Origin of the sequence: Alkalilacustris brevis (genome assembly GCF_003350345.1) — a bacterium.
Lineage (GTDB): Bacteria > Pseudomonadota > Alphaproteobacteria > Rhodobacterales > Rhodobacteraceae > Alkalilacustris > Alkalilacustris brevis.
Window position 1 is genome coordinate 1 of the sequence record NZ_QNVJ01000041.1, and the last position, 23,313, is coordinate 23,313.

A 23,313-nucleotide genomic window follows, 5' to 3' on the forward strand; every position below is an offset into this window, starting at 1 on the left:
GGGATCGCTGCCGACAGCATCATGACATAAATCCCAGAGACAGGGTCGGGCGCGGCCCGGGCTGGTCGCCCGGGCGGAACCTGTTGCGGGCGCGGTGCAGAACAGGTTCCCGCTTCCGCGTTTGCGACCGGCGGGCTGAACGACTTTTTCAGCAGCCTGTTAGAGCCTTCAGCCCTTGTGAAGGCGCAAAAGCGATGCCGCGGAAGACCCTGTCACTGCAATCCGGAAATTGCCTCAGCCCCCGGGGGCAACCTCGAGCACCACGACACAATCCGCACCACCCCCTGCACGCGCGCCCTCGCACGCCGCCATTGCGGCTGCCTGCGCGGCCGCGGCATCAGGCAGGCCGGAAAGCGCGGCAGCCGAATTCGCGGGCGCGCCATCGCGGATGAATCCCTCGTCAGGGGCCAGGGCAATGGCCGCGTGCCCGTCCTCCGTTTCGCCCAGCAGCGCCAGCCGCGCCTCGGGGCTGGCCGCGATCTGGCGCAGGATCAGCAATTCCTCCTGCGTCAGGAAACCATGCAGATGCAGCGTCACTTCGGCGCCGTCGCCCCTGAACACTTCCTGCTCGGGCGGCTGTGCCCAAGCGCCCGCTGCCGCGGTCACGACCAGCGTGCCTGCCGCCAGCACACCCTGCAATGCCTCTCGGAACCTCTCTGCCATATCCATCATCTGCAAACCTCGTTTCTGCCTTTTCCGCGGCCCCTTTGCCGACCGGCTGGACAGCCGGCGCGCGCCTGATAGGGTCTTGCCGATTCCATAACATAAGGTCTAGCGAGATGCCCGCCACCGACGCGCTTGAAGAGGTGCTTTCCCATATCGATGCGACGCTGCCACAGGCCACCGGGCGGCTGCTGAAACTGATGCGCATCCCCTCGGTTTCGACCGACCCGGCCTACAAGGCGGATTGCGCCGCCGCCGCCGACTGGCTGACCGAGGACCTGCGCAGCATCGGCCTGACCGCCGACACCCGCCCCACCCCTGGCCACCCGATGGTGCTGGGCCATGCGCAAGACTGCGGCGACGGGCCGCACCTGCTGTTTTATGGCCATTATGACGTGCAGCCGGTCGATCCGCTGAACCTATGGCACCGCGACCCGTTCGACCCGGCCATCGAGGACGCGCCCGCGGGCCAGGTCATCCGCGGCCGCGGCGCCGCCGATGACAAGGGCCAGCTCATGACCTTTATCGAGGCCTGCCGCGCCTGGGTTGCGGTGCATGGCCGCCTGCCGGTGCCGGTATCGGTCTTTCTGGAGGGGGAGGAAGAATCCGGCTCGCCCTCGCTGGTGCCCTTCCTGAAGGAGAACACCGACGAGCTGCGCGCCGATCTGGCGCTGATCTGCGACACCGGCATGTTCGACCCTGAGACCCCCGCCATCACCACCATGCTGCGCGGTCTCGTGGGCGAGGAAATCACCATCCGCGCCGCCAGCAAGGACCTGCATTCGGGCATGTTCGGCGGCATCGCCATGAACCCGATCCGGGTGCTGGCGCGCATCATCGCCAGCCTGCATGACGATCAGGGCCGCGTCACCCTGCCCGGCTTTTACGACGGCGTGCCCGACCTGCCCCCGGAAATCGCCGCGCAGTGGGAAGGCCTGGGCTTCGACCACAAGGCGTTCCTAGGCGCGGTCGGCCTGTCGGAACCCGCCGGCGAGGCCGATCGCACCCCGCTGGAGATGATCTGGGCGCGCCCCACCTGCGAGGTCAACGGCATCACCGGCGGCTACACCGGCGCAGGTTTCAAGACCGTGCTGCCCGCCGAGGCCCGCGCCAAGATCAGCTTCCGCCTGGTGGGCGAACAGGACCCGCACAAGATCCGCGAAACCTTCCGCGCCCATGTCCGCGCGATGCTGCCGCCCGATTGCGAGGTCGAGTTCACCGCCCACGGCGCCTCGCCTGCGTCGCGCATGTCCATCGATCACCCCGCCTTCGAGGCCGCCCGGCAGGCGCTGTCGGACGAGTGGCCGCGCGAGGCGGCCTTCGTCGGCTCGGGCGGGTCGATCCCGGTGGCGGGCTATTTCAAGAGCGTGCTGGGCTTGGATTCAATGCTGATCGGCTTTGGCCGCGACGACGACCAGATCCACTCGCCCAACGAGAAATACGACATGGAAAGCTTCCACAAGGGCATCCGCAGCTGGGCGCGCATCCTCGCCGCGCTTGCACGCTAAGCGTCTGGAGGGCGTGCTCAGGCCGCCGCGCCCTCCTGATTGCGGCACCAGGCCAGGACGGCGGCGCGATCATCGGGCAATTGTTCGGCCATGCCATCGGCAAAAGCCTCGAAAGCGGTGTGATTCGCGGCGCTCACCGCCGTCAGCACCGGCACGCCCGCCGCCAAAGCTTGCCCGATCAGCGGGCGAAAGCCGCGCCCCTCGGCCTCTTGCTTGCCGAACTTGTTGATGATCATCAGCCGCGGCTGGCCGGCCAGCGCCGTCTCGAGCAACCCCACCGCCTGTTCCAGCCCGGCCGGGTCCAGCCGGCAGCCCCGCGCCTGCGGCCCCAGATGCTGGCTTATGCGCACCACCTCGCCGACCGAGAGCACATGCAGCTCCATGTCGCAGGGGCGATCGGGGAAGCGTTCGACATTGACCTGCACGGCCGCGGCCACCGGCCAGCCCTGCGCGATCAGGGTCTGCGCCACGTCCGTCAGCAGCCTGTCGGCGGCCCCGCGGCCCGCCCCGCGCACATATCCCAGCATGATCCGCCCTCTTGCATGTCTCAGGCCAGTCATAAAAGATGCGGCCCCGACAGGAAAGTGATCATGACAGCACCCGCCTTCCCCATTCTGCCCGACCCGGAAGATGCACGGCTGACCCGACGCATCCGCGGCATCGACCATTCCGGCAACGAGGCCGAGATCAGCGTGGTCGAGGAACGGCCCCTGACCATATTCCTCAATTCGCAGGAAATCGTCACCGCGATGACCATCGGCGACCACCCCGATTACCTGGCGCTCGGCTTCCTGCGCAATCAGGGGATGCTGCGCCGCGATGACGAGATCACCGCCGTCGATTACGACGAAGACATCGACACCGTTGTCGTGCGCACCCGCCGCCAGACGCTTTACGAAGAGAAGGTGAAGAAGAAGACCCGCACCTCGGGCTGCGCCGTAGGCACCGTGTTCGGCGACATGATGGAGGGGCTTGAAGGCCTCACCCTGCCCCCGGCCGAGCTGCGCACAAGCTGGCTTTATGCGCTGGCGCGGCAGATCAACACCACGCCCTCGCTTTACCTCACCGCCGGGGCGATCCATGGCACGGTGTTGTGCCAGGCCGACAAGCCGCTGATCTACATGGAGGATGTGGGCCGTCACAACGCCGTCGACAAGATCGCGGGCTTCATGTTCCGCCACACCATCCCGCCCGGCGACAAGATCCTCTACACCACCGGGCGGCTGACCTCGGAGATGGTGATCAAGACCGCGCTGATGGGCATTCCGGTGCTTGCGTCGCGCTCGGGCTTCACCGCCTGGGGGGTCGAGATCGCGCGCGAGGTCGGGCTCACGCTGATCGGCCGGCTGCGCGGGCAGCGATTCGTCTGCCTCGCGGGCGAGGAGCGTCTCGTGCGCGATGCCGACCCGGCCGCCGTGGGGGAAGAGCCGGCCAAGGCCCGGCGCAAGGGGGCGCGCGATGACTGAAGCGCGATTGCCCGGCGTCATCCTGGCCGGCGGGCTGGCCAGCCGCATGGGCGGCGGCGACAAGGGGCTGCGGCGCATTGGCGAGCGGCGGCTGATCGACCATGTGATCGCGCGGCTATCGGCCCAATGCGCGCCACTTGCGATCAACGCCAATGGCGACCCGGCGCGTCTGGCCGAATTCGGCCTGCCGGTGCTGCCTGACAGCCTGGCCGATCATCCGGGGCCGCTGGCCGGGGTGCTGGCGGGGCTTGACTGGGCCGCCGGGCTGGGGGCGCGGGCCATCGTCACCGCGGCCGCCGACACGCCCTTTCTGCCGCCCGACCTGGTGGCGCGTCTGCAAGCGGCGGCGGGGCCTTCGGGGCTGGCGCTGGCGGGCAGCCGCGACGCCGATGGCAAACTGTGGCGCCACCCCACCTTCGGCCTCTGGCCTGTGGCGTTGCGCGAGGATCTGCGCGAGGCACTGACCGGGGGCCTGCGCAAGATCGTGCTCTGGACCGACCGGCACGGCGCGGGGCTGGCCGAATTTCCCGCGCAGCCTTTTGACCCGTTCTTCAACGTCAACACCCCCGACGACATCGCCATCGCCGAACGCTACCTGGGGCAGACATGAAGGTTTTCGGCGTCACCGGCTGGAAGGACACCGGCAAGACCGGCCTGATGGAGCGGCTGTTGGCCGAGTTCACCGCGCGCGGGCTTGCTGTCTCGACCGTCAAGCACGCCCATCACGACACCGAGGTTGACCACCCCGGCCGCGACAGCCACCGCCACCGCAGCGCGGGCGCGCGCGAGGTGTTGCTGTCTTCGCCGCGGCGCTGGGCGCTCATGCACGAGCTGCGCGATGCGCCAGAGCCGCCGCTTTCCGAATTGCTGGCGCGGCTCTCGCCCGTCGATCTGGTGCTGATCGAGGGCTACAAGCGTGCAGAGCACCCCAAGATCGAGGCCTACCGCACCGAGACAGGCCGCCCCCTGCTGGCCGAGCGCAATCCGACGATCCGCGCCGTGGCCTCGAACACCACGCACCCGGGCCTTTCGGTGCCGGTGCTCGCCCTCGATGACACCGCCGCGATCGCCGATTTCATCCTGCGCGATCTGGAGATGGCACCATGAGCAGCTTCGACCGCGTTCTGGTGGTGGACTGGTCGGCCAACGCGGCACCCAAGACCGGACGCGATTCGATCTGGATCGGCAGCGCCGGGACGGGGGCGCGCGCCCCCGAAAACCCTCCCACCCGCGCCGAGGCGATGGCCACCATCCGCGCCGATATCTCTCGCGCGCTGGATGACGGCACGCGGCTGCTCATCGCCTTCGATATCGGCTTCGGCTTTCCCCGTGGCTTTGCCGAACGCCTGACCGGGCGGGCCGAAGCTCTGGCCGTCTGGGACTGGCTGGCCGAACGCATCGAGGACGACGCGCAAAACCGCAACAACCGCTTCGAGGTCGCCGCCGAGATCAACCGCCGCTTTCCGGGGCTTGGCCCGTTCTGGGGCCGCCCGGCGGGCCGCGACCTGCCCGACCTGCCCGCAAAAGGCACGCGCCGCCACGGCCACGGGCTGAATGAGCTGCGCGCGGCCGAACGGATCTGCTCGGGCGCGCATCCGATGTGGAAGCTCTACACCACCGGCTCGGTCGGCTCGCAAAGCCTGCTGGCGCTGGCGCATCTGGCGCGGCTGCGCGCCGAATTCGCCGGGCAGCTCCAGGTCTGGCCGATGCAGGGCGCCGAGGCCCCGGTGGTGCTGGCCGAGACCTACCTTTCGCTGATCGCGGGGGCGGTGAAAGCCGCCGCAGCCGACTATCCCTGCAAGGATGCCGCGCAGGTCGATCTGCTGGCGCGCGCCCTGCTTGCCACCGATCCGGCCACGATGATGCAGCCCGACGCCGCCCCCGAAATCCTGCGCGAGGAAGGCTGGATCCTGGGCGCAGGGCATGGCGCCGCGCTGGCCGCCCGGCTTGCCCCGCTCGAGCCCCCGCGCCTGCGCAACGACTGTTTCGCCATGCCGCAAGGCGTGGACTGGGTGCCCGTGGACGAAGCCCTGTCGCGCCTGCGCCGCGCGCTCAAGCCGCTCACCGGGGCCGAGACACTGCCGCTATTGCAAGCCGGCGGGCGGGTATTGGCCAGCGACTGCCTTGCGCAACGCTCCAACCCGCCCCGGCCCAATTCGGCCGTCGATGGCTACGGCTTCGCGCATGCCGCCACCGGCAGCGGCGTGCAACGCCTGCCGCTTCTGGCCGGACGGGCGGCGGCGGGGCAGCCCTACGCCTCGGCGGTGCCGCCGGGCACCGCGGTCCGCATCCTGACCGGCGCAATCCTGCCCGAGGGCGTGGATACCGTCGTGCTTGAGGAAGACACCGCAAGCGACGATAAAACCGTCGTTTTCGACGGCCCTATCAAGCCGGGCAGCAATACCCGCCGCGCTGGCGAAGATGTCGCCAAGGGCCAGCTTGCCCTACCGCGCGGCCACCGGCTGCGGCCCCCCGATCTGGCGCTTCTGGCCGCACTTGGCATTGCCCGGCTCAAGGTGCAGCGGCAGTTGCGGGTGGGCGTGCTCTCCACCGGCGACGAGATCATCCCCGATCCCGGCCAGCCCGCCGCCCCGCACCAGATCTGGGATGCCAACCGCCCGATGCTGCTGGACCTCCTGCGCGGCTGGGGCTATGCCCCGGTCGATCTGGGGCATGTCCGCGATAACGCGGGGGAAATCGCCGCACGGCTCGATGCGGGCGCGGCCAAGGCGGATGTGATCCTGACCTCGGGCGGCGCCTCGGCGGGCGACGAAGACCATGTCTCGCGGCTCCTGCGCGACTCCGGCACATTGTCGAGCTGGCGCATCGCGCTCAAGCCCGGCCGCCCGCTGGCGCTGGCACTCTGGCAGGGCGCACCCGTGTTCGGCCTGCCCGGCAATCCGGTCGCGGCGCTGGTCTGCGCGCTGATCTTCGCGCGGCCCGCGCTGTCGCTGATGGCGGGCTCGGGATGGTGCGCGCCCCGAGGCTTCACCGTGCCGGCGGCGTTTTCCAAGCGCAAGAAACCGGGCCGGCGTGAATACCTGCGCGCGCGGCTCGACGATCAGGGCCGCGCCGCGGTCTTCACCTCCGAAGGCTCCGGCCGCATCAGCGGGCTGAGCTGGGCCACGGGGCTGGTCGAGCTGCCCGATGACGCCTGTGAGATCGCGCCGGGTACGCCGGTGCGCTACCTGCCCTACAGCGGCTTCGGGATCGCCTGAGCATTAGGCCGCGCGGCCCTTCTTCTTGGCAAAAATATCCCCGCCGGAGGCATCCGCCGCAGGCCACTCTCACCCCCGCCGGATCAGATAGACCTGCGCCGCACCATCGGCGCCGCTTTCCAGCAATTCATGCCCCGCCTCGGCACAGAAATGCGGCACATCGACCACCGCCGCCGGGTCGGTTGCCACCAGCCGCAAGACCTGCCCCTGCGCCATGCCCTTGAGCCGCTTGCGCGCCTTGAGCACCGGCAGCGGGCACAGAAGCCCCGAGGCATCGATTTCCTGATCGAACTCCATATCTTTCCGATAGGACGGATCGCGCCGCCTGTCCATCGGCTGCTGTCGATAGGCATTGCCTATCGAGCGACGAAACAGGAAAATTGACTTGCCCGGCAGCGGCGCACAGACCCGGCACGACCAAGCGAAAGGCGAAAGAGCGACATGGCACTCGACCAAAAGCCCGGCATCTGGAAATCGGGGCGCGGCCGCGGGCGCACGACCCCCAAGGGGCGGCAGATCGACGATGCCGCGCTTGCGCGGGTGCGCGATCTTCTGGGCGACCGCCCGCGCCGCCGCGACCTGCTGATTGAGCATCTGCACCTGATCCAGGACGCCGAAGGCCACCTTTCCGCCGCCAACCTGCGCGCGCTGGCCCATGAGATGCGCCTGTCCATGGCCGAGATCTGGGAGGTTGCCAGCTTCTACGCCCATTTCGACCTGGTGAAGGAAGACGAGGCCCCGCCGCCCGCGCTAACCATCCGGGTGTGTGATTCACTGTCATGCGAACTGGCCGGGGCAGAGGCCCTGCTCGCCGCGCTCGAGGCCGGGCATGATCCGGCACAGGTGCGGGTGTTGCGCGCGCCCTGCATGGGCCGCTGCGACACTGCGCCCGTGGCCGAGATCGGGCACGCCCATGTCGATCACGCCACGCCCGAGCGGATTGCCGAGACCATCGCAAAGGGCGATTTCCACCCCAAGATTCCGCCTTATGAAAACCTAGATAAGTACCTAAAATCAGGTGGTTACAAAACACTTCTGAAGTTACGCGGCAAGGGCGACTGGCAGCAGGTGCAAGAAAGCCTGCTGGCCGCCGGGCTGCGCGGGCTGGGCGGCGCGGGCTTCCCCTCGGGGCGCAAATGGGGTTTTGTGCGTGCGGAACCGGCGCCGCGCTATCTGGCCGTGAATGGCGACGAGGGCGAGCCGGGAACCTTCAAGGATCGCTTTTACCTTGAGCGGCAACCTCATGTCTTTCTTGAGGGAATGCTGATCGCTGCCTGGGCGGTCGAGGCCGAACGCTGCTATATCTACATGCGCGACGAATACCCCGCCGTGCTGGAAATCCTGGCATCCGAGATCGCCGCGCTGGAGGCCGCCGGAATCGCCCCGCCGGGCTATATAGACCTGCGCCGCGGCGCGGGCGCCTATATCTGCGGCGAAGAAAGCGCGATGCTGGAATCGATCGAGGGCAAGCGCGGTCTGCCCCGGCACCGCCCGCCCTATGTGGCGCAAGTTGGCCTGTGGGGGCGCCCCACCCTGGTGCATAATGTCGAGACGCTCCATTGGGTCGCGCGGGTCTGCCGCGAGGGGCCGGAGGTGCACAACAGCACCGAGAAAAACGGCCGCACGGGGCTGCGCAGCTATTCGGTCAGCGGCCGGGTGGCCAGGCCCGGCGTCTACCTGCTACCGGCTGGATCCACGATCCTTGACGTGATCGAGGCCGCCGGCGGCATGGCCGAGGGGCATGTGTTCAAGGCCTATCAGCCGGGCGGGCCATCCTCGGGGCTGCTACCGGCCACGCTCGACGATGTGCCGCTCGATTTCGACACGCTACAGGAGCACGGCAGTTTTATCGGATCGGCCGCCGTGGTGGTGCTGTCGGATCACGATTCGGCGCGCGATGCGGCGTTGAACATGCTGCGCTTCTTCGAGGATGAATCCTGCGGCCAGTGCACGCCCTGCCGGGTGGGCTGCGAAAAGGCGGTCAAGCTGATGCAAGCAAGGCATTGGGATCAGGGCCTGCTCGAGGAGCTGTGCGAGGTCATGCAGGATGCCTCGATCTGCGGGCTGGGCCAGGCCGCGCCCAACCCGATCCGGCTGGTGATGAAACATTTTCCCGAGGAGGTGTGAGCATGGCTATGGCCGACACCAGCCACGAGACAGGCGCGGGCAGCGCCCGCCCGAGGGGGGCGCGGAAGCGCCCGCCTGGGGGGCGGGCGGGCGCTGCCCGTGCTGACGCACGGGCGGGGCGCTTCGCACGGCAAGGCGCGCCAACACATGATTCCCATCAACGCGCCTGCGGGGGGCCGACCCATGTCTGACGAAAACCGCTCCACTCCCATCACCTTCACCCTCGATGGCGAAACCGTCACCGCCCGGCCTGGCCAGACCATCTGGGACCTTGCCCATGGCCGCGGGCTGGTGATCCCGCATCTGTGTCACAAGCCCGCGCCGGGCTACCGGCCCGACGGCAACTGCCGCGCCTGCATGGTGGAAATCGAGGGCGAGCGCACCTTAGCTGCCTCGTGCATCCGCGAGCCCGCCGAAGGCATGGTCGTGCACAGCAGCACCCCCCGCGCCACCCGTGCCCGCAAGGCGGTGATGGAGCTGCTGCTGGCCGACCAGCCCGACCGCGCCGCCGCCCATGACCGTAGCGCGCATCTGTGGGACATGGCCGAGGCCAGCGGCCTCTCCACCAGCCGCTACCCCACCCAGGAGGCCGAGCGCATCCCGCTGCTCGATGACAGCCATGTGGCGATGCGCGTCAATCTCGATGCCTGTATCCAGTGCGGGCTTTGCGTGCGCGCCTGCCGCGAGGTGCAGGTCAATGACGTGATTGCCATGGCTGGGCGCGGCCACGACACCTGGCCGGTCTTCGATTTCGACGACCCGATGGGCGAGTCGACCTGCGTGGCCTGCGGTGAATGCGTGCAGGCCTGCCCCACCGGTGCGCTGATGGAGGCCGGCGTGCTCGACAGCTACCAGCATGGCGACAGCGCCGACCACGACAGCGAGACGCGCTCGGTCTGCCCGTTCTGCGGCGTGGGCTGCCAGGTCAGCCTCAAGGTCAAGGATGGACAGGTGAAATCCGTCGATGGCATCAACGGCCCCGCCAATGAGGGGCGGCTGTGCGTCAAGGGCCGCTTCGGATTTGATTATATCCACCATCCGCACCGCCTGACGCGCCCGCTGATCCGGCGCGAGGATGCCCCCCCCAAGGGCCTGAACGTGGACCCCGGCAACTGGTCCGAGGTGTTCCGCGAGGCCACATGGGACGAGGCGCTCGACGCGGCGGCGGGGGGCCTGGCCCGGCTGCGTGACACCACTGGCGGTGCCTCGGTAGCAGGCTTCGGCAGCGCCAAATGCACCAACGAGGAGGCTTACCTCTTCCAGCGACTGATCCGCGAGGGGTTCGGCCACAACAATGTCGATCACTGCACGCGCCTGTGCCATGCAAGTTCGGTGGCCGCGCTGATGGAAAACGTGGGCTCCGGCGCCGTCACCGCCACCTTCAACGAGATCGAAAACGCCGATGTCGCCATCGTCATCGGCGCCAACCCGGTCGAGAACCACCCCGTCGCTGCCACCTATTTCAAGCAATTCGCCAAGCGCGGCGGCAAACTGATCATCATGGACCCGCGCGGCCAGGCGCTCGCGCGCCACGCCACGCATATGCTGCAATTCAAGCCCGGCGCGGATGTGGCTCTGCTCAATGCGATCATGGCCACCATCGTCGAGGAGGAACTCTACGACCGCCAGTATATCGAGGCGATGGCCGAGAACTGGGAGGCGCAAAAGGCCCATCTGGCCGATTTCGCCCCCGAAAAGATGGCCGATCACTGCGGCATCCCGGCGCAGACCCTGCGACAGGTCGCGCGCGATTTCGCCGGGGCGCGGGCTGGCATGATCTTCTGGGGCATGGGCATCAGCCAGCACATCCACGGCACCGACAATTCGCGCTGCCTGATTTCGCTGGCGCTGATGTGCGGACATGTCGGCCGCCCCAGCACCGGGCTGCACCCGCTGCGCGGGCAGAACAACGTCCAGGGCGCGTCGGATGCGGGGCTGATCCCGATGTTCCTGCCCGATTACCAGAGCGTCGAGGACGACGCCGTCCGCCGCCATTTCACCGCGATCTGGGGCGGGGGTGATTTCTCGGCCAAAAAGGGCCTGACCGTGACCGAGATCCTCGACGCGGTGCACGAAGGCGCGATCCGCGGCATGTATATCCTGGGCGAAAACCCGGCCATGTCGGATCCGGATGTGGACCACGCCCGCGACGCGCTGGCCAAACTGGAACATCTGGTGGTGCAGGACATCTTCCTCACGGAGACCGCCAATTTCGCCGACGTGATCCTGCCCGCGGCGGCCTTCTTCGAAAAATCCGGCACCGTGACCAACACCAACCGGCAGGTGCAGATGGGCCGCCCCGCCGTGGCCCCGCCGGGCGAGGCGCGCGAGGATTGGGCGATCACCGTCGCCCTGGCGCGCAGGCTGGGGCTCGATTGGCCATTCTCCCACCCGCGCGAGGTCTTCGCCGAGATGAAGCACGGCATGAAAAGCCTCGACAACATCACATGGGAGCGGCTGGAGCGCGACGGCGCCGTCACCTATCCCAGCCTCTCGCCCGACGATCCCGGCCAGGCGATCGTGTTTGGCGATGGCTTTCCCCGGCCCTCGGGGCGCGCGCGTTTCGCCCCAGCCTCCATCGTGCCGCCCGACGAGCTGCCCGATGCCGAATACCCGATGGTGCTGATCACCGGCCGCCAGCTCGAACACTGGCACACCGGCTCAATGACCCGGCGCTCGCGCGTGCTCGACGCGGTCGAGCCCGAGGCCAATTGCTCGCTGCACCCAGGCACCCTGCGCCGCATGGGCGTCACCCCCGGCGAGATGCTGCGCCTGAGCACCCGGCGCGGCAGCATCACCGTGATGGCCCGCGCCGACCGGGCCGTGGCCGAGAACACGGTGTTCCTGCCCTTCGCCTTTGTCGAGGCCGCAGCGAATGTGCTGACCAACCCGGCGCTGGACCCTTACGGCAAGATCCCCGAGTTCAAGTTCGCCGCCGTGCGGGTGGAAAAGGCAGAGGCCGGGGCAGCGGCGGAGTAAGGCCAGCGGGCCGCGCCTGACCCGGCGCGCCACCCTGACCTGCCCCGCCTTGCTGCACGGCTCCCTTTGCCTCCCCGAAAACGCCCGTCTGCCCTTCACTGTGAAAAAAATATCCGCGCCGCAGGCATCGGCGCGGAATCAAGGGCCGCAGGCCCGCCGCGCCACCTGCCCTGGCCGCGCGCGCGCGCGCCCCGCGCTTGCCCAGTCCCTGCGCGGGGGCTATGACAGCGCACAGGGCCGCCCCAGCGGTACGCCCGCATATCCAAGCCGCGCAGGAGAACGCGCCATGTCCGACCCCGCTGATCGTCCGCAGCTATACCTGATCACGCCCCCCGATTTCGAGCCGGAGGCATTCGGCGCGCGGCTTGCGCCGATTCTCGATGCGGTGCCGGTGGCCTGCCTGCGCCTGAGCCTCGCCAGCCAGGACGAAGACCGCGTGGCGCGTGCCGCCGACGCCTTGCGCGGGCTGGCCCATGAGCGCGACATCGCGCTGGTGATCGAACGGCATGTGCAACTGGTGGAACGGCTGGGCCTCGACGGGGTGCACCTGACCGATGGCGGGCGCTCGCTGCGCAAGGTGCGCAAGGATCTGGGCGCCGAGGCGATCATCGGCGCCTTTTGCGCCAGCGCGCGCCATGACGGTATCAGCGCGGGCGAGGCCGGCGCCGACTACATCGCCTTCGGCCCGGTGGGCGAGACACCACTGGGCGATGGCAGCCGCGCCCCGCGCGAGCTGTTCGAATGGTGGTCGGAGATGATCGAGATCCCGGTGGTGGCCGAAGGCGCGCTAACCCCCGCGCTGATCGAGGATCTTGCGCCCGTGACCGATTTCTTCGGCATCGGTGAAGAGATCTGGCGCGAGGACGACGCCCTCGCAGCGCTGCGCAAGCTGATCGCGCCGCTGGGCTGACTGACCGGCCCCACCGTCAACGCCTTCCGAAGCCAATCAAGATCGTCAGGATTATGGTGGGCGACCCTGGAATCGAACCAGGCGTGGGTCTCCCCGGCGGAGTTACAGTCCGCTGCCGCACCTTGCAGCTCGTCGCCCATCGCTTTGCGATGGCAGGTGATTAGACGATCAATGCGGGCGGTGCAAGGGTGCGTATTGCCCCCGAGACCAAAGTTTTTCCCCCTCACCCGCCCTTGCGCCTTGCGGGTCATGCGCGCATTGTCCCGCACGCATGAATCGCGGAGGCCCTCGTGAAAAAACCCGCCTGGGTGATCGACAAGGAACGCGGCCGCCGCGCCGCCGCGGCCCAGACCGTGTGGCTGTTCGGCCTGCACGCGGTGCGCGATGCGCTGCTCAATCCCGCCCGCGAAAGGCTGCGGCTGGTGGTGACGCGCAACGCCGCCGACAGGCTTGCCGAGGCCATCGCCGCCAGCGGCATGGCACCCGAAATCGCGGATGCAAGACGTTTCGATGTGCCGCTCGACCCCGGATCGGTGCATCAGGGCGCCGCGCTCGAGGTCAAGCCGCTGGAATGGGGCAGCCTGCACGACCTTTGCGCGCCCGCAGCCGCACCCGATACCGTGCCGTCTGGCCCGCCGCCCGTTGTCGTGCTGCTCGACCGGGTGAGCGATCCGCATAACGCCGGGGCGATCCTGCGCTCGGCCGAGGTGTTCGGGGCCCGCGCCGTGATCGCCCCGGCGCGCCATTCGGCGCCCGAGACCGGCGCGCTGGCCAAGGCCGCCAGCGGCGCGCTTGAGCGCCAGCCCTACCTGCGGGTGCGCAACCTTGCCCGCAGCATGGCAGAGCTGCGCGACATGGGCTTTCTGCTGCTGGGATTCGACGGCGCGGCCGATGACACGCTCGACGCCGCGCTGGCCGGGGCCGCGGGCCGCCCCGTGGGGCTGGTCCTGGGGGCCGAGGGGCCGGGTCTGCGCGAAGGCACCCGCGCCGCCTGCGACCAGCTTGTGCGGATCGCCGCGGCGGGGGCGTTCGGCTCGCTCAATGTCTCCAATGCCGCGGCGATCGGGCTTTACGCCGCAAGCCGCCACGGCTGAGCCCCCACGCGAGCGTGATGCCGCGGACCATCACGCTTGCGACAGCGGTCTTTCAGCACCGCGCCCGATGCGCCATTCTTGCGTCATGTCACACGCAGCCCGACTCACCCCGTCCTTGTCCGCCGCCCTGCCGCCGCGCAGGGCGCATCTGCCCTGGCGCTGGCCGCTGGCGCTGATGCTGGCGCTGATGTTCGGGCTGGGGGCGACGGGTTTGCGGGCCGAATCGATGGCACGGCTTTACGCCCCCGAAGGGGTGGCGCTGGCCGGGTATGACCCGGTGGCCTATTTCACCGAAGCGCGCGCGGTCAGGGGTGACGCAGCAATCGCGCTGCGCTGGCGCGGTGTGCTGTGGCAGTTCTCCAGCGCGCGACACCGCGCCGCATTCGAGGCCAACCCCCGCGCCTATCTGCCCCAGCTTGGCGGGTATTGCGCCGTGTCTATGGCCAAGGGCATCGCCCGCGCGCCCGACCCTGAACAATGGGTGATTCACGACGGGCGGCTTTACCTGGCCGAGAACCGGCTTCAGCGCAGCCTGTTGCTGGCCGAACCTGCCGCCATGGTCGATCTGGCACGCATCAACTGGCCGCAGGCGCGCGCGGGCGGGGCTGCCGAATAGAACGCCCGGCGCCGTCCCGCTTTGGCGGGTTTTTCACAGAATCGCGATGTCCCCTTCAACTGCCGTGGAAAGCGTCTATCTCTATTGCGAAGCGTGATATCGGAACATTCGCGTTTCTCTTCACTGTCCCTCGTTCCGTTACTGGCGCCCGGTTGCAAATACCGGGCGCTTTTTTATGCAGCGGGGGGCCGTGCGTGCGGTCCGGCAGAAAGCCGCGCCATCGGCAGGCCGTGGTCTGTCGATCCGATGGCGGAGCGAGGCACTTCATGTCAGCCAGGTCCGCATGACCCGCAAGCGATGCGCTTACATCCGCAAATCGACAGGCCGTGGGGGCGGCCTGCCGATGGCGCGGCGGGCCTGCGGCCCTTGATTCCGCGCCGGCAGGACATGGCCTGCGACGACTGCTCGGCCGGCTGGGCAACATACCGCTGCCCGCCAGTCCCCGAACGCGCCTACCCTTCACGCCCGGCCTTTTCCGCAATCCCCGAAACCCCCTCGCGCCGCGCCAGTTCCGCCAGCACATCGTCGAGCGCAATGTCGCGCGCGGCCAGCATCACCAGCAGGTGATACAGAACATCGGCCGCCTCGCTGGTCAGGCGCGCGCGGTCACCTTTCACTGCTTCGATCACGGCCTCGATCGCCTCTTCGCCGAATTTCTCGGCAGCCTTCTCGGGCCCCTTGGCCAGCAGCCGCGCGGTCCAGGAGCTTTCCGGGTCGGCGCCCTTGCGCGACTCGATGGTGGCGGCCAGCCGTTCCAATGCGCTCATGTCAGCCTCACGGGGATGCCTGCGCGGGCCATGTGCTCCTTGGCCTCGCGGATGGTGAATTCGCCGAAATGGAAGATCGAGGCCGCGAGCACCGCGCTGGCGTGGCCCTCGATCACCCCTTCGACCAGGTGATCCAGCGTGCCCACTCCACCGCTGGCGATCACCGGGATCGGCACCGCATCTGAGATGGCGCGGGTGAGCGGCAGGTTGAACCCCGCGCGCGTGCCGTCACGGTCCATCGAGGTGAGCAAAATCTCGCCCGCCCCCTTTGCCGCGACCGTGCGGGCAAATTCCACTGCGTCGATGCCGGTCGGGCGCCGCCCGCCATGGGTGAAGATCTCCCACTTGCCGGGGCTGACGGTCTTGGCATCTATCGCCACCACGATGCACTGGCTGCCGAAGCGTTCCGCCGCGCGGGCCACCACATCCGGGTCGGCCACCGCCGCCGAGTTGAAGCTGACCTTGTCGGCCCCCGCCAGCAGCAAAGCGCGCACATCCTCCGGGCTGCGCACGCCGCCCCCCACCGTAAGCGGCATGAAGCAGTGCTCGGCCGTGCGGCGCACCAGGTCGAACATGGTACCGCGATTTTCGTGCGTGGCGTGGATATCGAGAAAGCACAACTCGTCCGCGCCGGCGGCGTCATAGGCAATCGCGGCCTCGACCGGGTCGCCCGCGTCGCGCAGATCGACAAAGTTCACGCCCTTGACCACGCGGCCATCGGCCACGTCGAGGCATGGGATGATGCGGGTCTTCAGCATGGTTTCTCCGCCTGGCGGTCTTGCAGGGTGCTTCTGGCCCAGCCGGGCCGATCAATCAAGCCCGCAGCGCCGCCAGCGCCGCGCGCAGGTCAAGCGCGCCGTCATAAAGCGCGCGCCCCGAGATCGCCCCGGCGATACCCCCCGCATCACGCAACGCCATCAGGTCCGCCAGCGAGGAAACCCCGCCCGAGGCGATCACCGGCATTGAGACCGCCGCCGCCAGTTCCGCCGTTGCGGCCACGTTCGGCCCCTGCATGGCGCCGTCGCGGGCGATGTCGGTGTAGATGATCGCGGCGATTCCGGCATCCTCGAACCGGCGCGCCATGTCGATTACCTGCTGGTCGGTTTCCTCGGCCCAGCCGCGGGTGGCCACGAGGCCGTCGCGCGCATCCAGCCCCACCGCCACCTGGCCCGGAAATGCTCGCGCCGCCTGGCGCACCAGATCGGGATTTTCCACCGCCACGGTGCCCAGGATCACCCGCGCCAGCCCGCGCGAAAGCCAGCGCTCGATGGTGGCCATGTCGCGGATGCCGCCACCAAGCTGGCAGGGCACATCCACTGCGGCGAGAATACCCTCGACCGCCGCGCCATTGACCGGCTGGCCGGCAAATGCACCGTTGAGGTCGACCAGATGCAGCCATTCGCAGCCCGCATCCACGAACGCCCGCGCCTGCGCGGCCGGGTCATCGCCGAACACGGTGGCCTTGTCCATCTCGCCGCGCAGCAGCCGGACGCATTGGCCATCCTTGAGGTCGATTGCAGGATAAAGGATCATTGGCGGCTCCGGGGCTGTGATTGGCGGATGCGCTGCTCAATAGCCTGCTTTGCGCGGGCGTGCAAAGCCCGCGCAATAATCGACCAAATGATCAGAAATGGCCCACGCAATCAGGCCCTTGCGCAGCTTTGCTTGCATGGTGCGGCAAGCCCCGCTAAGGGCTGGGGCAACCTTGCCGCGCGGAGGATGCAGCCATGCCCGCCCCTTCACCGAAACCGCCCCGGGGCGCCGGGCTCTGGCTTGGGGTCATGGTGCTGCTGATCCTCGCAGGCATAATCGTGCCCTATGGCCTTCTGGGCGGGTCCGAGCCGGGGCTGGGCATCGCCGCCTTCTGGCTGGTTTTCGGGCTGGCGGTGGCGGGGATGATCCTTGCCGGAGTCGCCCGCTGGAGGGACAAGCCATGATCGCGCCGGGGCTGATCTGGGGCGTCATCGCCACCTTTGCCGCGCTCGGCATTGCCATCGCCCTGCGCGCTGCGCGCGCCAATACCGGCACAGTGGGTGATTACTACCTTGGCGGACGGGCGATTGGCGGGATGGTCGCGGGGCTGTCCTATGCGGCCACGACCTATTCGGCCTTCATGCTGGTGGTGCTTACGGGGCTGACCTATCGCGGCGGCATCGGCGCGTTGGGATTCGAGCTGATCTATTTCGCGGGCCTCGCGCTGCTGGTGGTCTTTGCGCCGCGGTTCTGGTTGGTGGCGCGGCGCTGGGGCTTCATCACGCCCACCGAGATGGTCGGCGCGCGCTATGGCGACCGGCGCGTGGCGCAGGTGATGGCGGGGGTGAGCCTGGTCTTCCTGCTGCCCTATTGCACCACCCAGATGGCAGGGATCGGGCTGCTGCTATCGGGGGTGACAGGCGGCGGGATCAGCCTGTTCCAGGCCGTGGCGATCGGCGCGGCGCTGGCGATGTTCTGGGCAGTGGTGGCAGGGCTGCGCTCGGTCGCGTGGACGGATGCGGCGCTGTCAGTCGTGATGTTCATCTCGGGGCTGCTGGCGGTGGGCTTTGCCATTCACGCCCTCGGCGGCTGGGGCACCTTCGTCGAGACCGCGCAGCGCGACCACGGCCCGTGGCTGGACGTGCCGGGGCCGGGGCTGTGGAGCCTTGGCACCTTTCTGGCGCTGTCTTTCCCGTGGTTCTTTTTCGCGCTGTCCAATCCGCAGGTCAGCCAGCGGCTGTTCATCCTGCGCGATTTCGCGGCGATGCGGCGGATGATCCTGTGGGTGCTGGGCTTTGGCCTGATCATCACGCTGGTGGCGGTGCTCTGGGGCTTTGCCGCGCTGCAACTGACGCCGGGGCTCGAGAATACCTCGATGGCGACGCCGGCGCTGCTGACTTCGGGGGCGATCCCGGTCTGGGTGGCGCTGCTGCTTATCCTCGGCATCCTGTCGGCGGCTGTCTCGACGCTCGATTCGATCGCGCTGACGGTTGGGGCGATGGTGGCGCGCGATTTCATCCGGCGCGAGCGCCAGACCAGCGATGCGCGCCAGATCATGGCTGGGCGCGTGGTGATGGTGCTGGTGATCCTGTTCGCCAGCTATTTCGCACTGCAACAGGCGCAGATCGTCGACCAGTTGGCCGCGCTCTCGGCGGCGGGGCTGCTGGTGGCGGTGCCGCCGATCATCGGGGCGTTCTTCTGGCGCCGGGGCACGGCGGCGGGGGCGCTGGCGGGGATGCTGGGCGGCGCAGTGCTGGCGGTATGGCTGGCAATGATCCAGGGCGTCAGCGTTTTTGATCCGACCCTGCCCTTCTCCGTGGCTGCCATGAGCACGGCGCTCTTCATCGGGGTGAGCCTGCTCACCCGGCCCCGCCCCGAGGCGCTGGATTTCCAGACCGAGATCGCCGAGGCGCTGGCGCGGCACCGGGCGTTCTGAGGGGGCGATCAGCCCGGGTTGCGCGCGCAAACTCCTGCCGGCACCGCCAGCGCGCGAACCAACGCCTGTATCAAGCCCTGGCCCGGCAGGAGGCCCGCCGCGCGCCCCTTGCCCGCGGGGGCCTCCGGCGGGGATATTTTTCTCACAGTGAAGGGGCAGGCGCGGCGCAAGTTCGGAGCGTATACCCCCAGATGAGGCACATGGCGCGCCTTTGGCGTAGCGGGGACGGGCCTGGCCGCGCGTGGCTCGCCCGTGTCGGTAGACGGTGACCTTCAGCCAGAGCCGGGCAAGGGTCTACTCCCCGTCGAACAGCGCGCCCTGCCCGCCGCCATTCTCGCGCGGTGGGGGGGCAAGGCCCAGGTGCCGCCAGGCGCGGCTGGCCAACATCCGCCCGCGCGGGGTGCGCGCGATCAGCCCCTGCTGGAGCAGGAAGGGCTCGATCACCTCTTCGATGGCGTCGCGGCTTTCCGACAGCGCGGCCGAGATCGTCTCGACCCCCACAGGCCCGCCGCCGTAGTTCTCGGCCAGAAGCGTCAGATAGCGCCGGTCGGCGCCGTCGAGCCCCAGCTTGTCCACCCGCAGCCGGCTGAGCGCATTGTCGGCCAGCGCGCGGGTCAGCCGCCCGTCGCCTTCAACGAGGGCAAAATCGACCACCCGGCGCAGCAACCGCCCGGCGATGCGCGGGGTGCCGCGCGCGCGTTTGGCGATCTCGGCCACGCCATCGGCCTCGGCCTCCACGCCCAGAAGGCGGGCACCACGGGTCACGATCTCGGCCAGTTCAAGCTCGGAATAGAACTCAAGCCGGGTGGGAATGCCGAAACGGTCGCGCAAGGGCGTGGTCAGGAGCCCCAGCCGCGTGGTCGCGCCCACCAGCGTGAAAGGCTGCAACTCGATCCGCACGGTGCGCGCGGCCGGGCCTTCGCCGATCACCAGATCGAGCTGGAAATCCTCGAGCGCAGGGTAAAGCACCTCTTCCACCGCCGGGTTCAGCCGGTGAATCTCGTCGATGAACAGCACGTCGCGCGCGTCGAGATTGGTCAGGATCGCCGCCAGGTCGCCGGCGCGGGCCAGCACCGGCCCCGAGGTCATGCGAAAGCCCACGCCAAGTTCGCGCGCCATGATCTGCGCCAGCGTCGTCTTGCCCAGGCCCGGCGGGCCGTAGAACAGCGTGTGATCCATCGCCTCGCCCCGCATCCGGGCGCTTTCGATGAAGACGCGCAGATTGGCGCGGGCCTCGGCCTGGCCGATGAACTCGTCCAGCACCTGCGGGCGCAGGGCCTTGTCCATCTCGGGCGCGTCCTCGGGGCGCGGATCGGGGCGCAGGGTCGGGTCGGGGGGGGTCATGGCCGCCTCTGTCCTCGAATTGCGGGGCGAAGCCGCGCAGCCCTGCGGGGGCTGACACCAAATTCGGCTGATCGGTTCGGAACGCCTGGACAGGGAAATACCGTCGGCCTTCTCAACCGATCGCCCCCGTCCGGCACGGCAGGCATTTCAGCAATCTGCGGGCAGTCTTGCATCGCGCTACCCCTTGGGTGCCAGCAATTTCAGCGCGGCGCGGATCAGGCCGGATGTGTCGGCCTCATCCGCCTCGCGCGCGGCCTGCGCCACGGCGCCCGCCGCCTCCGACTGGCCATAGCCCAGATTGACCAGCGCCGAAAGCGCCTCGGCGCTGGCCGCGCGCGCGGTCGGTTGCGGGACAGTTTCGACCAGAGCCGCCGCGTCGGCACCGGCAGGTGCGGTGGACGGCGGCGCGCTGGCGTCACCGGCCTGTGCCGTGGCGCCCGCACTGGCCATCGCCATCAGCATCGGCGCCTTGTCTTTCAACTCGTTGGTGATGCGCTGCGCCAGTTTCGGCCCCACCCCTGGCGCGGCCTTGAGCGCGGCCCAGTCGCCCAGATTCAGCGCCTGCACCGCCCCCGCCGCGCCCAGCGTGCCCAGGATCGCCATGGAGGCCTTGGCCCCCACCCCCTGCACGGTGGTCAGCATCCGGTGACACTCCTTTTCGGCCATGGTGGGAAAGCCGAAAAGCTGTAGCAGATCCTCGCGCACAACCAGATCGGTATAAAGCGCCACAGCCCCACCGGGCGCGGGCATCTGCGCCAACGTCCGGTCCGAGACATGCACGACATAGCCCACGCCCTGCACGTCGATCAGCACATGATCGGCACCTAAATGGTCAAGCCGCCCGGCAATGCGCCCGATCATCGCCCCGCCCCTCCGGCAATCGCCGCCGCCAGCCGCCCCGAGGCCTGCATCTGGAAGGCATGGCAGATCGCCACCGCCAGCGCATCGGCGGCATCAGGCCCGGCGATCTGTACGCCCGGCAATTGCAGCCGCACCATGTGATCGACCTGCACCTTGGCCGCGTGCCCCACCCCGACCACGGCCTTCTTGACGGCATTGGGCGCGTATTCGCCCACGCTCAGCCCCGCCTGCGCGGGCACCAGCAGCGCGATGGCGCGCGCATGGCCCAGCTTGAGCGTGGCCACCGCGTCCTTGTTGACGAAGGTCTGTTCGACCGCCGCGCAATCGGGCCTTTGCGCCGCGACCACGGCTGCAAGCTGGCTGTGCAGGCTGTGCAGCCGCGTGGCCAGGTCATCGCCTTCCGAATGCAGCACCCCGTTGGCGATGTGGCGCATCCGGCCGCGCGCGCTTTCGATCACGCCCCAGCCGAGGTTGCGCAAACCCGGATCGATGCCCAGAACCCGCATGATGATGCCCCTGCCCCGCCTTGCCTGCTTTCGCCGTCGTTCTTGGGCCCTGACTAGCACGAAAAGAGAACATCTGCCAAGGCCCGTCGCGGCACGCGCGGGATGGAAAAGGTTGCCGGACCCTGCCCGCGCCGCGCTTGACGGCATTTCGCCCAGGGGCGCCCGGCCTGTGCCGCAGCGCCTCAGTTCCAGCGCCGGGCGGCGACCTCGGCCAGCAGCCCGCCGAGAATGCCGCCAATCAGAAGGATGCCCAGCACCGGGGCGGTGAGCATCAGCGCGCCATATTCCAGCGCGATGCCGAAGGTGCCGACTGCGGCTTCGAGCGGGCCGTCGAAGCGCCGGTTCATCGAGCGGACCAGCATCTCGCGCACCGAAAAGAAAACCAGCGCCACACCCGCCGTGCAAAGCGCGCTGGTCAGCCCCACGCCCATCGCCACCCGCCAGCCGCGCCCCGCGCGCCTGCCGCTGATCCGCCAGCCGCAAAACGCCCCGAATGCCGCGCAGATGAACGAGAACGCCCCGAACACCGTCCATTCCGGCATTTCCGGTTTGAAGGCCTCGGCGGCCAGGAACGCCACGGCGGCAAAGGCTATTGCGGCAACGAGCTTGGCCGCTGTGGGCATGGGGTCACCTCGCCGGTCGGGAAAGCGTGATCTGCGTCACATCGCAGATACCGCTGCGGAAGGCCGCCGCGCAAGAGGTCAGGTAAAGGTTCCACATCCGGCGGAAGCGCTCGTCGAAGCCGAGCTGCGCGATGTCCTCCCAACGGTTGTTGAAGGTGGCGTGCCAGCGCCGCAGCGTCTGGCTGTAGCTGTCGGCGAATTCCTGCGACCCCGCCACCGCAAGCCCGGCGCGGCGGGCCTGTTCGCGCAGCACGCCCGGCCCCGGCAGCATCCCGCCCGGAAAGATGTATTTCTGGATGAAATCGACACCCTTGCGATACTTCCCGAAACGTTCGTCCGGAACCAGGATAACCTGCAGCGTGGCCTTCGCGCCGGGCTTGAGCCGCTCACGCAGCGTATCGAAATATACCGGCCAATAGCGTTCGCCCACGGCTTCGAACATCTCGATCGAGGCGATGCCGTCATATTGCCCGCGCGTGTCGCGGTAATCCTGCATCCGGATCTCGACCTGTTCCGACAGCCCCGCGCGGGCCATCCGCGCCACCGCGTAATCATGCTGCTCTTGCGAGATGGTCAGCCCCGTCACCTTCAGGCCCCGCTCGCGCGCGGCATATTCGGCAAAGCCGCCCCAGCCGCAGCCGATTTCCAGCACATGATCGCCGGGCCTTGCGCCGATGGCATCGACCATTGCCGCGTATTTCTGCTCCTGCGCCTTTTCCAGGCTTTCCTGCCCGGTGTGGAACAGCGCCGAGGAATAGGTCATGCTGTCATCCAGCCACAGCCGGTAGAAATCGTTTCCCAGATCGTAGTGATGGGCGATATTCCGGCGCGCCTGGAACTTGTTGTTGGAACGCAGCCAGTGGCGAAGCCGTTCCAGAACCCGCACCACCCGGCTGCCGGGGTAGTGATCGTAAAGCGCCTCATTGCCGTCGCTGATCAGGTCGAGAAATGCCTGAAGGTCCGGCGTGGACCACCAGCCATCCATGTAAGCCTCGCAAAAGCCCAGGTCGCCCTCGCGCAGCAGCCGTGCGAAAAGATCGGTCTCATGCACATGCAGTTCGGCCACCGGGCCGGGCTGCGCCCCCTCGAGCCGAAAGCGGCGGCCATCGTCCAGCACGATATCCAGCCGCCCCCTGGCCATCCTGGCGGCCATCGCGTGAACCTGCGCGAAATAGCGCGGAAGGCCCGCCTGCCCTTGAAGAGAAGTGATCACCTGCATCCT

23 protein-coding genes and 1 tRNA gene are annotated in these 23,313 nt (G+C 68.6%); 12 read left to right on the top strand and 12 right to left on the bottom strand.

Going from position 1 to position 23,313, the window contains the following annotated elements; genetic code table 11:
* Positions 1-234: 234 nt before the first annotated feature.
* Complete coding sequence (locus DQ229_RS05855) at positions 235-663, bottom strand: hypothetical protein (protein ID WP_162300767.1); 429 nt, start codon at positions 661-663, stop codon at positions 235-237.
* Positions 664-779: 116 nt separating this feature from the next.
* On the opposite strand from DQ229_RS05855, the gene DQ229_RS05860 reads away from it, so the two are divergent.
* Positions 780-2,171, top strand: a complete 1,392-nt coding sequence (locus DQ229_RS05860) for a M20/M25/M40 family metallo-hydrolase (protein WP_114965343.1) — start codon at positions 780-782, stop codon at positions 2,169-2,171.
* A gap of 17 nt (positions 2,172-2,188) precedes the next feature.
* Here DQ229_RS05860 and DQ229_RS05865 read toward each other — a convergent pair whose 3' ends face one another.
* Positions 2,189-2,698, bottom strand: a complete 510-nt coding sequence (locus DQ229_RS05865) for a DUF2478 domain-containing protein (protein WP_114965344.1) — start codon at positions 2,696-2,698, stop codon at positions 2,189-2,191.
* A 63-nt stretch (positions 2,699-2,761) separates the two neighbouring features.
* Between DQ229_RS05865 and DQ229_RS05870 the strand changes: the two genes are divergently transcribed.
* From DQ229_RS05870 to DQ229_RS05885, 4 genes are read left to right on the top strand one after another with little or no spacing between them, the layout of a single operon-like run.
* Positions 2,762-3,637: a formate dehydrogenase accessory sulfurtransferase FdhD gene (locus DQ229_RS05870; protein ID WP_114965345.1), complete on the top strand. Its 876-nt coding sequence runs from the start codon at positions 2,762-2,764 to the stop codon at positions 3,635-3,637.
* The gene (gene mobA / locus DQ229_RS05875) at positions 3,630-4,247 is read left to right on the top strand and encodes a molybdenum cofactor guanylyltransferase MobA (RefSeq protein WP_114965346.1); all 618 of its coding nucleotides are present in this window, start codon (positions 3,630-3,632) and stop codon (positions 4,245-4,247) included. The genes DQ229_RS05870 and mobA overlap by 8 nt, the downstream gene beginning before the upstream one ends.
* Positions 4,244-4,744: a molybdopterin-guanine dinucleotide biosynthesis protein B gene (mobB, locus tag DQ229_RS05880; RefSeq protein WP_114965347.1), complete on the top strand. Its 501-nt coding sequence runs from the start codon at positions 4,244-4,246 to the stop codon at positions 4,742-4,744. The genes mobA and mobB overlap by 4 nt, the downstream gene beginning before the upstream one ends.
* The gene (locus tag DQ229_RS05885) at positions 4,741-6,855 is read left to right on the top strand and encodes a molybdopterin-binding protein (protein WP_114965348.1); all 2,115 of its coding nucleotides are present in this window, start codon (positions 4,741-4,743) and stop codon (positions 6,853-6,855) included. Before mobB ends, DQ229_RS05885 begins: the two co-directional genes overlap by 4 nt.
* Positions 6,856-6,924: 69 nt before the next feature.
* On the opposite strand, the gene DQ229_RS05890 is transcribed toward DQ229_RS05885, so the two are convergent.
* Positions 6,925-7,152: a sulfurtransferase TusA family protein gene (locus tag DQ229_RS05890; RefSeq protein ID WP_114965374.1), complete on the bottom strand. Its 228-nt coding sequence runs from the start codon at positions 7,150-7,152 to the stop codon at positions 6,925-6,927.
* 144 nt (positions 7,153-7,296) lie between these two features.
* Between DQ229_RS05890 and DQ229_RS05895 the strand changes: the two genes are divergently transcribed.
* The 3 genes from DQ229_RS05895 to DQ229_RS05905 all read left to right on the top strand — a co-directional run bounded on the left by DQ229_RS05895 (position 7,297) and on the right by DQ229_RS05905 (position 12,871).
* Positions 7,297-8,982: an NAD(P)H-dependent oxidoreductase subunit E gene (locus tag DQ229_RS05895; protein WP_114965349.1), complete on the top strand. Its 1,686-nt coding sequence runs from the start codon at positions 7,297-7,299 to the stop codon at positions 8,980-8,982.
* Positions 8,983-9,165: 183 nt separating this feature from the next.
* On the top strand, positions 9,166-11,961 hold the full coding sequence (fdhF, locus tag DQ229_RS05900) for a formate dehydrogenase subunit alpha (protein WP_114965350.1): 2,796 nt from the start codon (positions 9,166-9,168) through the stop codon (positions 11,959-11,961).
* A gap of 286 nt (positions 11,962-12,247) precedes the next feature.
* Positions 12,248-12,871, top strand: a complete 624-nt coding sequence (locus DQ229_RS05905) for a thiamine phosphate synthase (protein WP_114965375.1) — start codon at positions 12,248-12,250, stop codon at positions 12,869-12,871.
* Positions 12,872-12,925: 54 nt separating this feature from the next.
* Here DQ229_RS05905 and DQ229_RS16250 read toward each other — a convergent pair.
* Positions 12,926-13,009, bottom strand: a tRNA-Tyr gene (locus DQ229_RS16250).
* Between the two features lie 152 nt (positions 13,010-13,161).
* Between DQ229_RS16250 and rlmB the strand changes: the two genes are divergently transcribed.
* Positions 13,162-13,965: a 23S rRNA (guanosine(2251)-2'-O)-methyltransferase RlmB gene (gene rlmB, locus DQ229_RS05910; RefSeq protein WP_114965351.1), complete on the top strand. Its 804-nt coding sequence runs from the start codon at positions 13,162-13,164 to the stop codon at positions 13,963-13,965.
* An 85-nt stretch (positions 13,966-14,050) separates the two neighbouring features.
* Complete coding sequence (locus tag DQ229_RS05915; RefSeq protein ID WP_155326453.1) at positions 14,051-14,581, top strand: YHS domain-containing (seleno)protein; 531 nt, start codon at positions 14,051-14,053, stop codon at positions 14,579-14,581.
* A 452-nt stretch (positions 14,582-15,033) separates the two neighbouring features.
* On the opposite strand, the gene DQ229_RS05920 is transcribed toward DQ229_RS05915, so the two are convergent.
* Genes DQ229_RS05920 through hisA form a run of 3 tightly spaced genes read right to left on the bottom strand, consistent with a single transcriptional unit; the run spans position 15,034 to position 16,881 of the window.
* Positions 15,034-15,348: a phosphoribosyl-ATP diphosphatase gene (locus tag DQ229_RS05920; protein ID WP_114965353.1), complete on the bottom strand. Its 315-nt coding sequence runs from the start codon at positions 15,346-15,348 to the stop codon at positions 15,034-15,036.
* On the bottom strand, positions 15,345-16,106 hold the full coding sequence (gene hisF / locus DQ229_RS05925) for an imidazole glycerol phosphate synthase subunit HisF (protein WP_114965354.1): 762 nt from the start codon (positions 16,104-16,106) through the stop codon (positions 15,345-15,347). Before hisF ends, DQ229_RS05920 begins: the two co-directional genes overlap by 4 nt.
* Before the next feature lie 55 nt (positions 16,107-16,161).
* Complete coding sequence (hisA, locus tag DQ229_RS05930) at positions 16,162-16,881, bottom strand: 1-(5-phosphoribosyl)-5-[(5-phosphoribosylamino)methylideneamino]imidazole-4-carboxamide isomerase (protein ID WP_114965355.1); 720 nt, start codon at positions 16,879-16,881, stop codon at positions 16,162-16,164.
* Positions 16,882-17,075: 194 nt separating this feature from the next.
* Here hisA and DQ229_RS05935 point away from each other — a divergent pair, with 194 nt between their 5' ends.
* Both DQ229_RS05935 and DQ229_RS05940 read left to right on the top strand, forming a co-directional pair.
* The gene (locus DQ229_RS05935; RefSeq protein WP_114965356.1) at positions 17,076-17,285 is read left to right on the top strand and encodes a hypothetical protein; all 210 of its coding nucleotides are present in this window, start codon (positions 17,076-17,078) and stop codon (positions 17,283-17,285) included.
* Positions 17,282-18,757, top strand: coding sequence for a sodium:solute symporter family protein (locus DQ229_RS05940; protein ID WP_114965357.1), 1,476 nt, complete (start codon positions 17,282-17,284; stop codon positions 18,755-18,757). The genes DQ229_RS05935 and DQ229_RS05940 overlap by 4 nt, the downstream gene beginning before the upstream one ends.
* A gap of 294 nt (positions 18,758-19,051) precedes the next feature.
* On the opposite strand, the gene ruvB is transcribed toward DQ229_RS05940, so the two are convergent.
* The 5 genes from ruvB to DQ229_RS05965 all read right to left on the bottom strand — a co-directional run bounded on the left by ruvB (position 19,052) and on the right by DQ229_RS05965 (position 23,310).
* A complete protein-coding gene (ruvB, locus tag DQ229_RS05945; protein ID WP_114965358.1) occupies positions 19,052-20,101 on the bottom strand; it encodes a Holliday junction branch migration DNA helicase RuvB in 1,050 nt (349 codons plus the stop codon).
* A gap of 177 nt (positions 20,102-20,278) precedes the next feature.
* Entirely contained in the window at positions 20,279-20,962 is a 684-nt protein-coding gene (gene ruvA, locus DQ229_RS05950; protein ID WP_114965359.1) for a Holliday junction branch migration protein RuvA, read from the bottom strand.
* Positions 20,959-21,468 (bottom strand): crossover junction endodeoxyribonuclease RuvC, encoded by a 510-nt coding sequence (gene ruvC / locus DQ229_RS05955; protein WP_114965360.1) that lies wholly within the window; start codon positions 21,466-21,468, stop codon positions 20,959-20,961. Before ruvC ends, ruvA begins: the two co-directional genes overlap by 4 nt.
* A gap of 182 nt (positions 21,469-21,650) precedes the next feature.
* Entirely contained in the window at positions 21,651-22,091 is a 441-nt protein-coding gene (locus DQ229_RS05960) for a TrgA family protein (RefSeq protein WP_114965361.1), read from the bottom strand.
* A gap of 4 nt (positions 22,092-22,095) precedes the next feature.
* Entirely contained in the window at positions 22,096-23,310 is a 1,215-nt protein-coding gene (locus DQ229_RS05965; RefSeq protein WP_114965362.1) for an SAM-dependent methyltransferase, read from the bottom strand.
* Positions 23,311-23,313 lie beyond the last annotated feature (3 nt).

Coding starts and splice junctions, on each gene's coding strand:
- DQ229_RS05855 (WP_162300767.1), bottom strand. CDS start 663: ATGGCAGAGAGGTTCCGAGAGGCATTGCAGGGTGTGCTGGCGGCAGGC.
- DQ229_RS05860 (WP_114965343.1), top strand. CDS start 780: ATGCCCGCCACCGACGCGCTTGAAGAGGTGCTTTCCCATATCGATGCG.
- DQ229_RS05865 (WP_114965344.1), bottom strand. CDS start 2,698: ATGCTGGGATATGTGCGCGGGGCGGGCCGCGGGGCCGCCGACAGGCTG.
- DQ229_RS05870 (WP_114965345.1), top strand. CDS start 2,762: ATGACAGCACCCGCCTTCCCCATTCTGCCCGACCCGGAAGATGCACGG.
- mobA (WP_114965346.1), top strand. CDS start 3,630: ATGACTGAAGCGCGATTGCCCGGCGTCATCCTGGCCGGCGGGCTGGCC.
- mobB (WP_114965347.1), top strand. CDS start 4,244: ATGAAGGTTTTCGGCGTCACCGGCTGGAAGGACACCGGCAAGACCGGC.
- DQ229_RS05885 (WP_114965348.1), top strand. CDS start 4,741: ATGAGCAGCTTCGACCGCGTTCTGGTGGTGGACTGGTCGGCCAACGCG.
- DQ229_RS05890 (WP_114965374.1), bottom strand. CDS start 7,152: ATGGAGTTCGATCAGGAAATCGATGCCTCGGGGCTTCTGTGCCCGCTG.
- DQ229_RS05895 (WP_114965349.1), top strand. CDS start 7,297: ATGGCACTCGACCAAAAGCCCGGCATCTGGAAATCGGGGCGCGGCCGC.
- fdhF (WP_114965350.1), top strand. CDS start 9,166: ATGTCTGACGAAAACCGCTCCACTCCCATCACCTTCACCCTCGATGGC.
- DQ229_RS05905 (WP_114965375.1), top strand. CDS start 12,248: ATGTCCGACCCCGCTGATCGTCCGCAGCTATACCTGATCACGCCCCCC.
- DQ229_RS05915 (WP_155326453.1), top strand. CDS start 14,051: ATGTCACACGCAGCCCGACTCACCCCGTCCTTGTCCGCCGCCCTGCCG.
- DQ229_RS05920 (WP_114965353.1), bottom strand. CDS start 15,348: ATGAGCGCATTGGAACGGCTGGCCGCCACCATCGAGTCGCGCAAGGGC.
- hisF (WP_114965354.1), bottom strand. CDS start 16,106: ATGCTGAAGACCCGCATCATCCCATGCCTCGACGTGGCCGATGGCCGC.
- hisA (WP_114965355.1), bottom strand. CDS start 16,881: ATGATCCTTTATCCTGCAATCGACCTCAAGGATGGCCAATGCGTCCGG.
- DQ229_RS05935 (WP_114965356.1), top strand. CDS start 17,076: ATGCCCGCCCCTTCACCGAAACCGCCCCGGGGCGCCGGGCTCTGGCTT.
- DQ229_RS05940 (WP_114965357.1), top strand. CDS start 17,282: ATGATCGCGCCGGGGCTGATCTGGGGCGTCATCGCCACCTTTGCCGCG.
- ruvB (WP_114965358.1), bottom strand. CDS start 20,101: ATGACCCCCCCCGACCCGACCCTGCGCCCCGATCCGCGCCCCGAGGAC.
- ruvA (WP_114965359.1), bottom strand. CDS start 20,962: ATGATCGGGCGCATTGCCGGGCGGCTTGACCATTTAGGTGCCGATCAT.
- ruvC (WP_114965360.1), bottom strand. CDS start 21,468: ATGCGGGTTCTGGGCATCGATCCGGGTTTGCGCAACCTCGGCTGGGGC.
- DQ229_RS05960 (WP_114965361.1), bottom strand. CDS start 22,091: ATGCCCACAGCGGCCAAGCTCGTTGCCGCAATAGCCTTTGCCGCCGTG.
- DQ229_RS05965 (WP_114965362.1), bottom strand. CDS start 23,310: ATGCAGGTGATCACTTCTCTTCAAGGGCAGGCGGGCCTTCCGCGCTAT.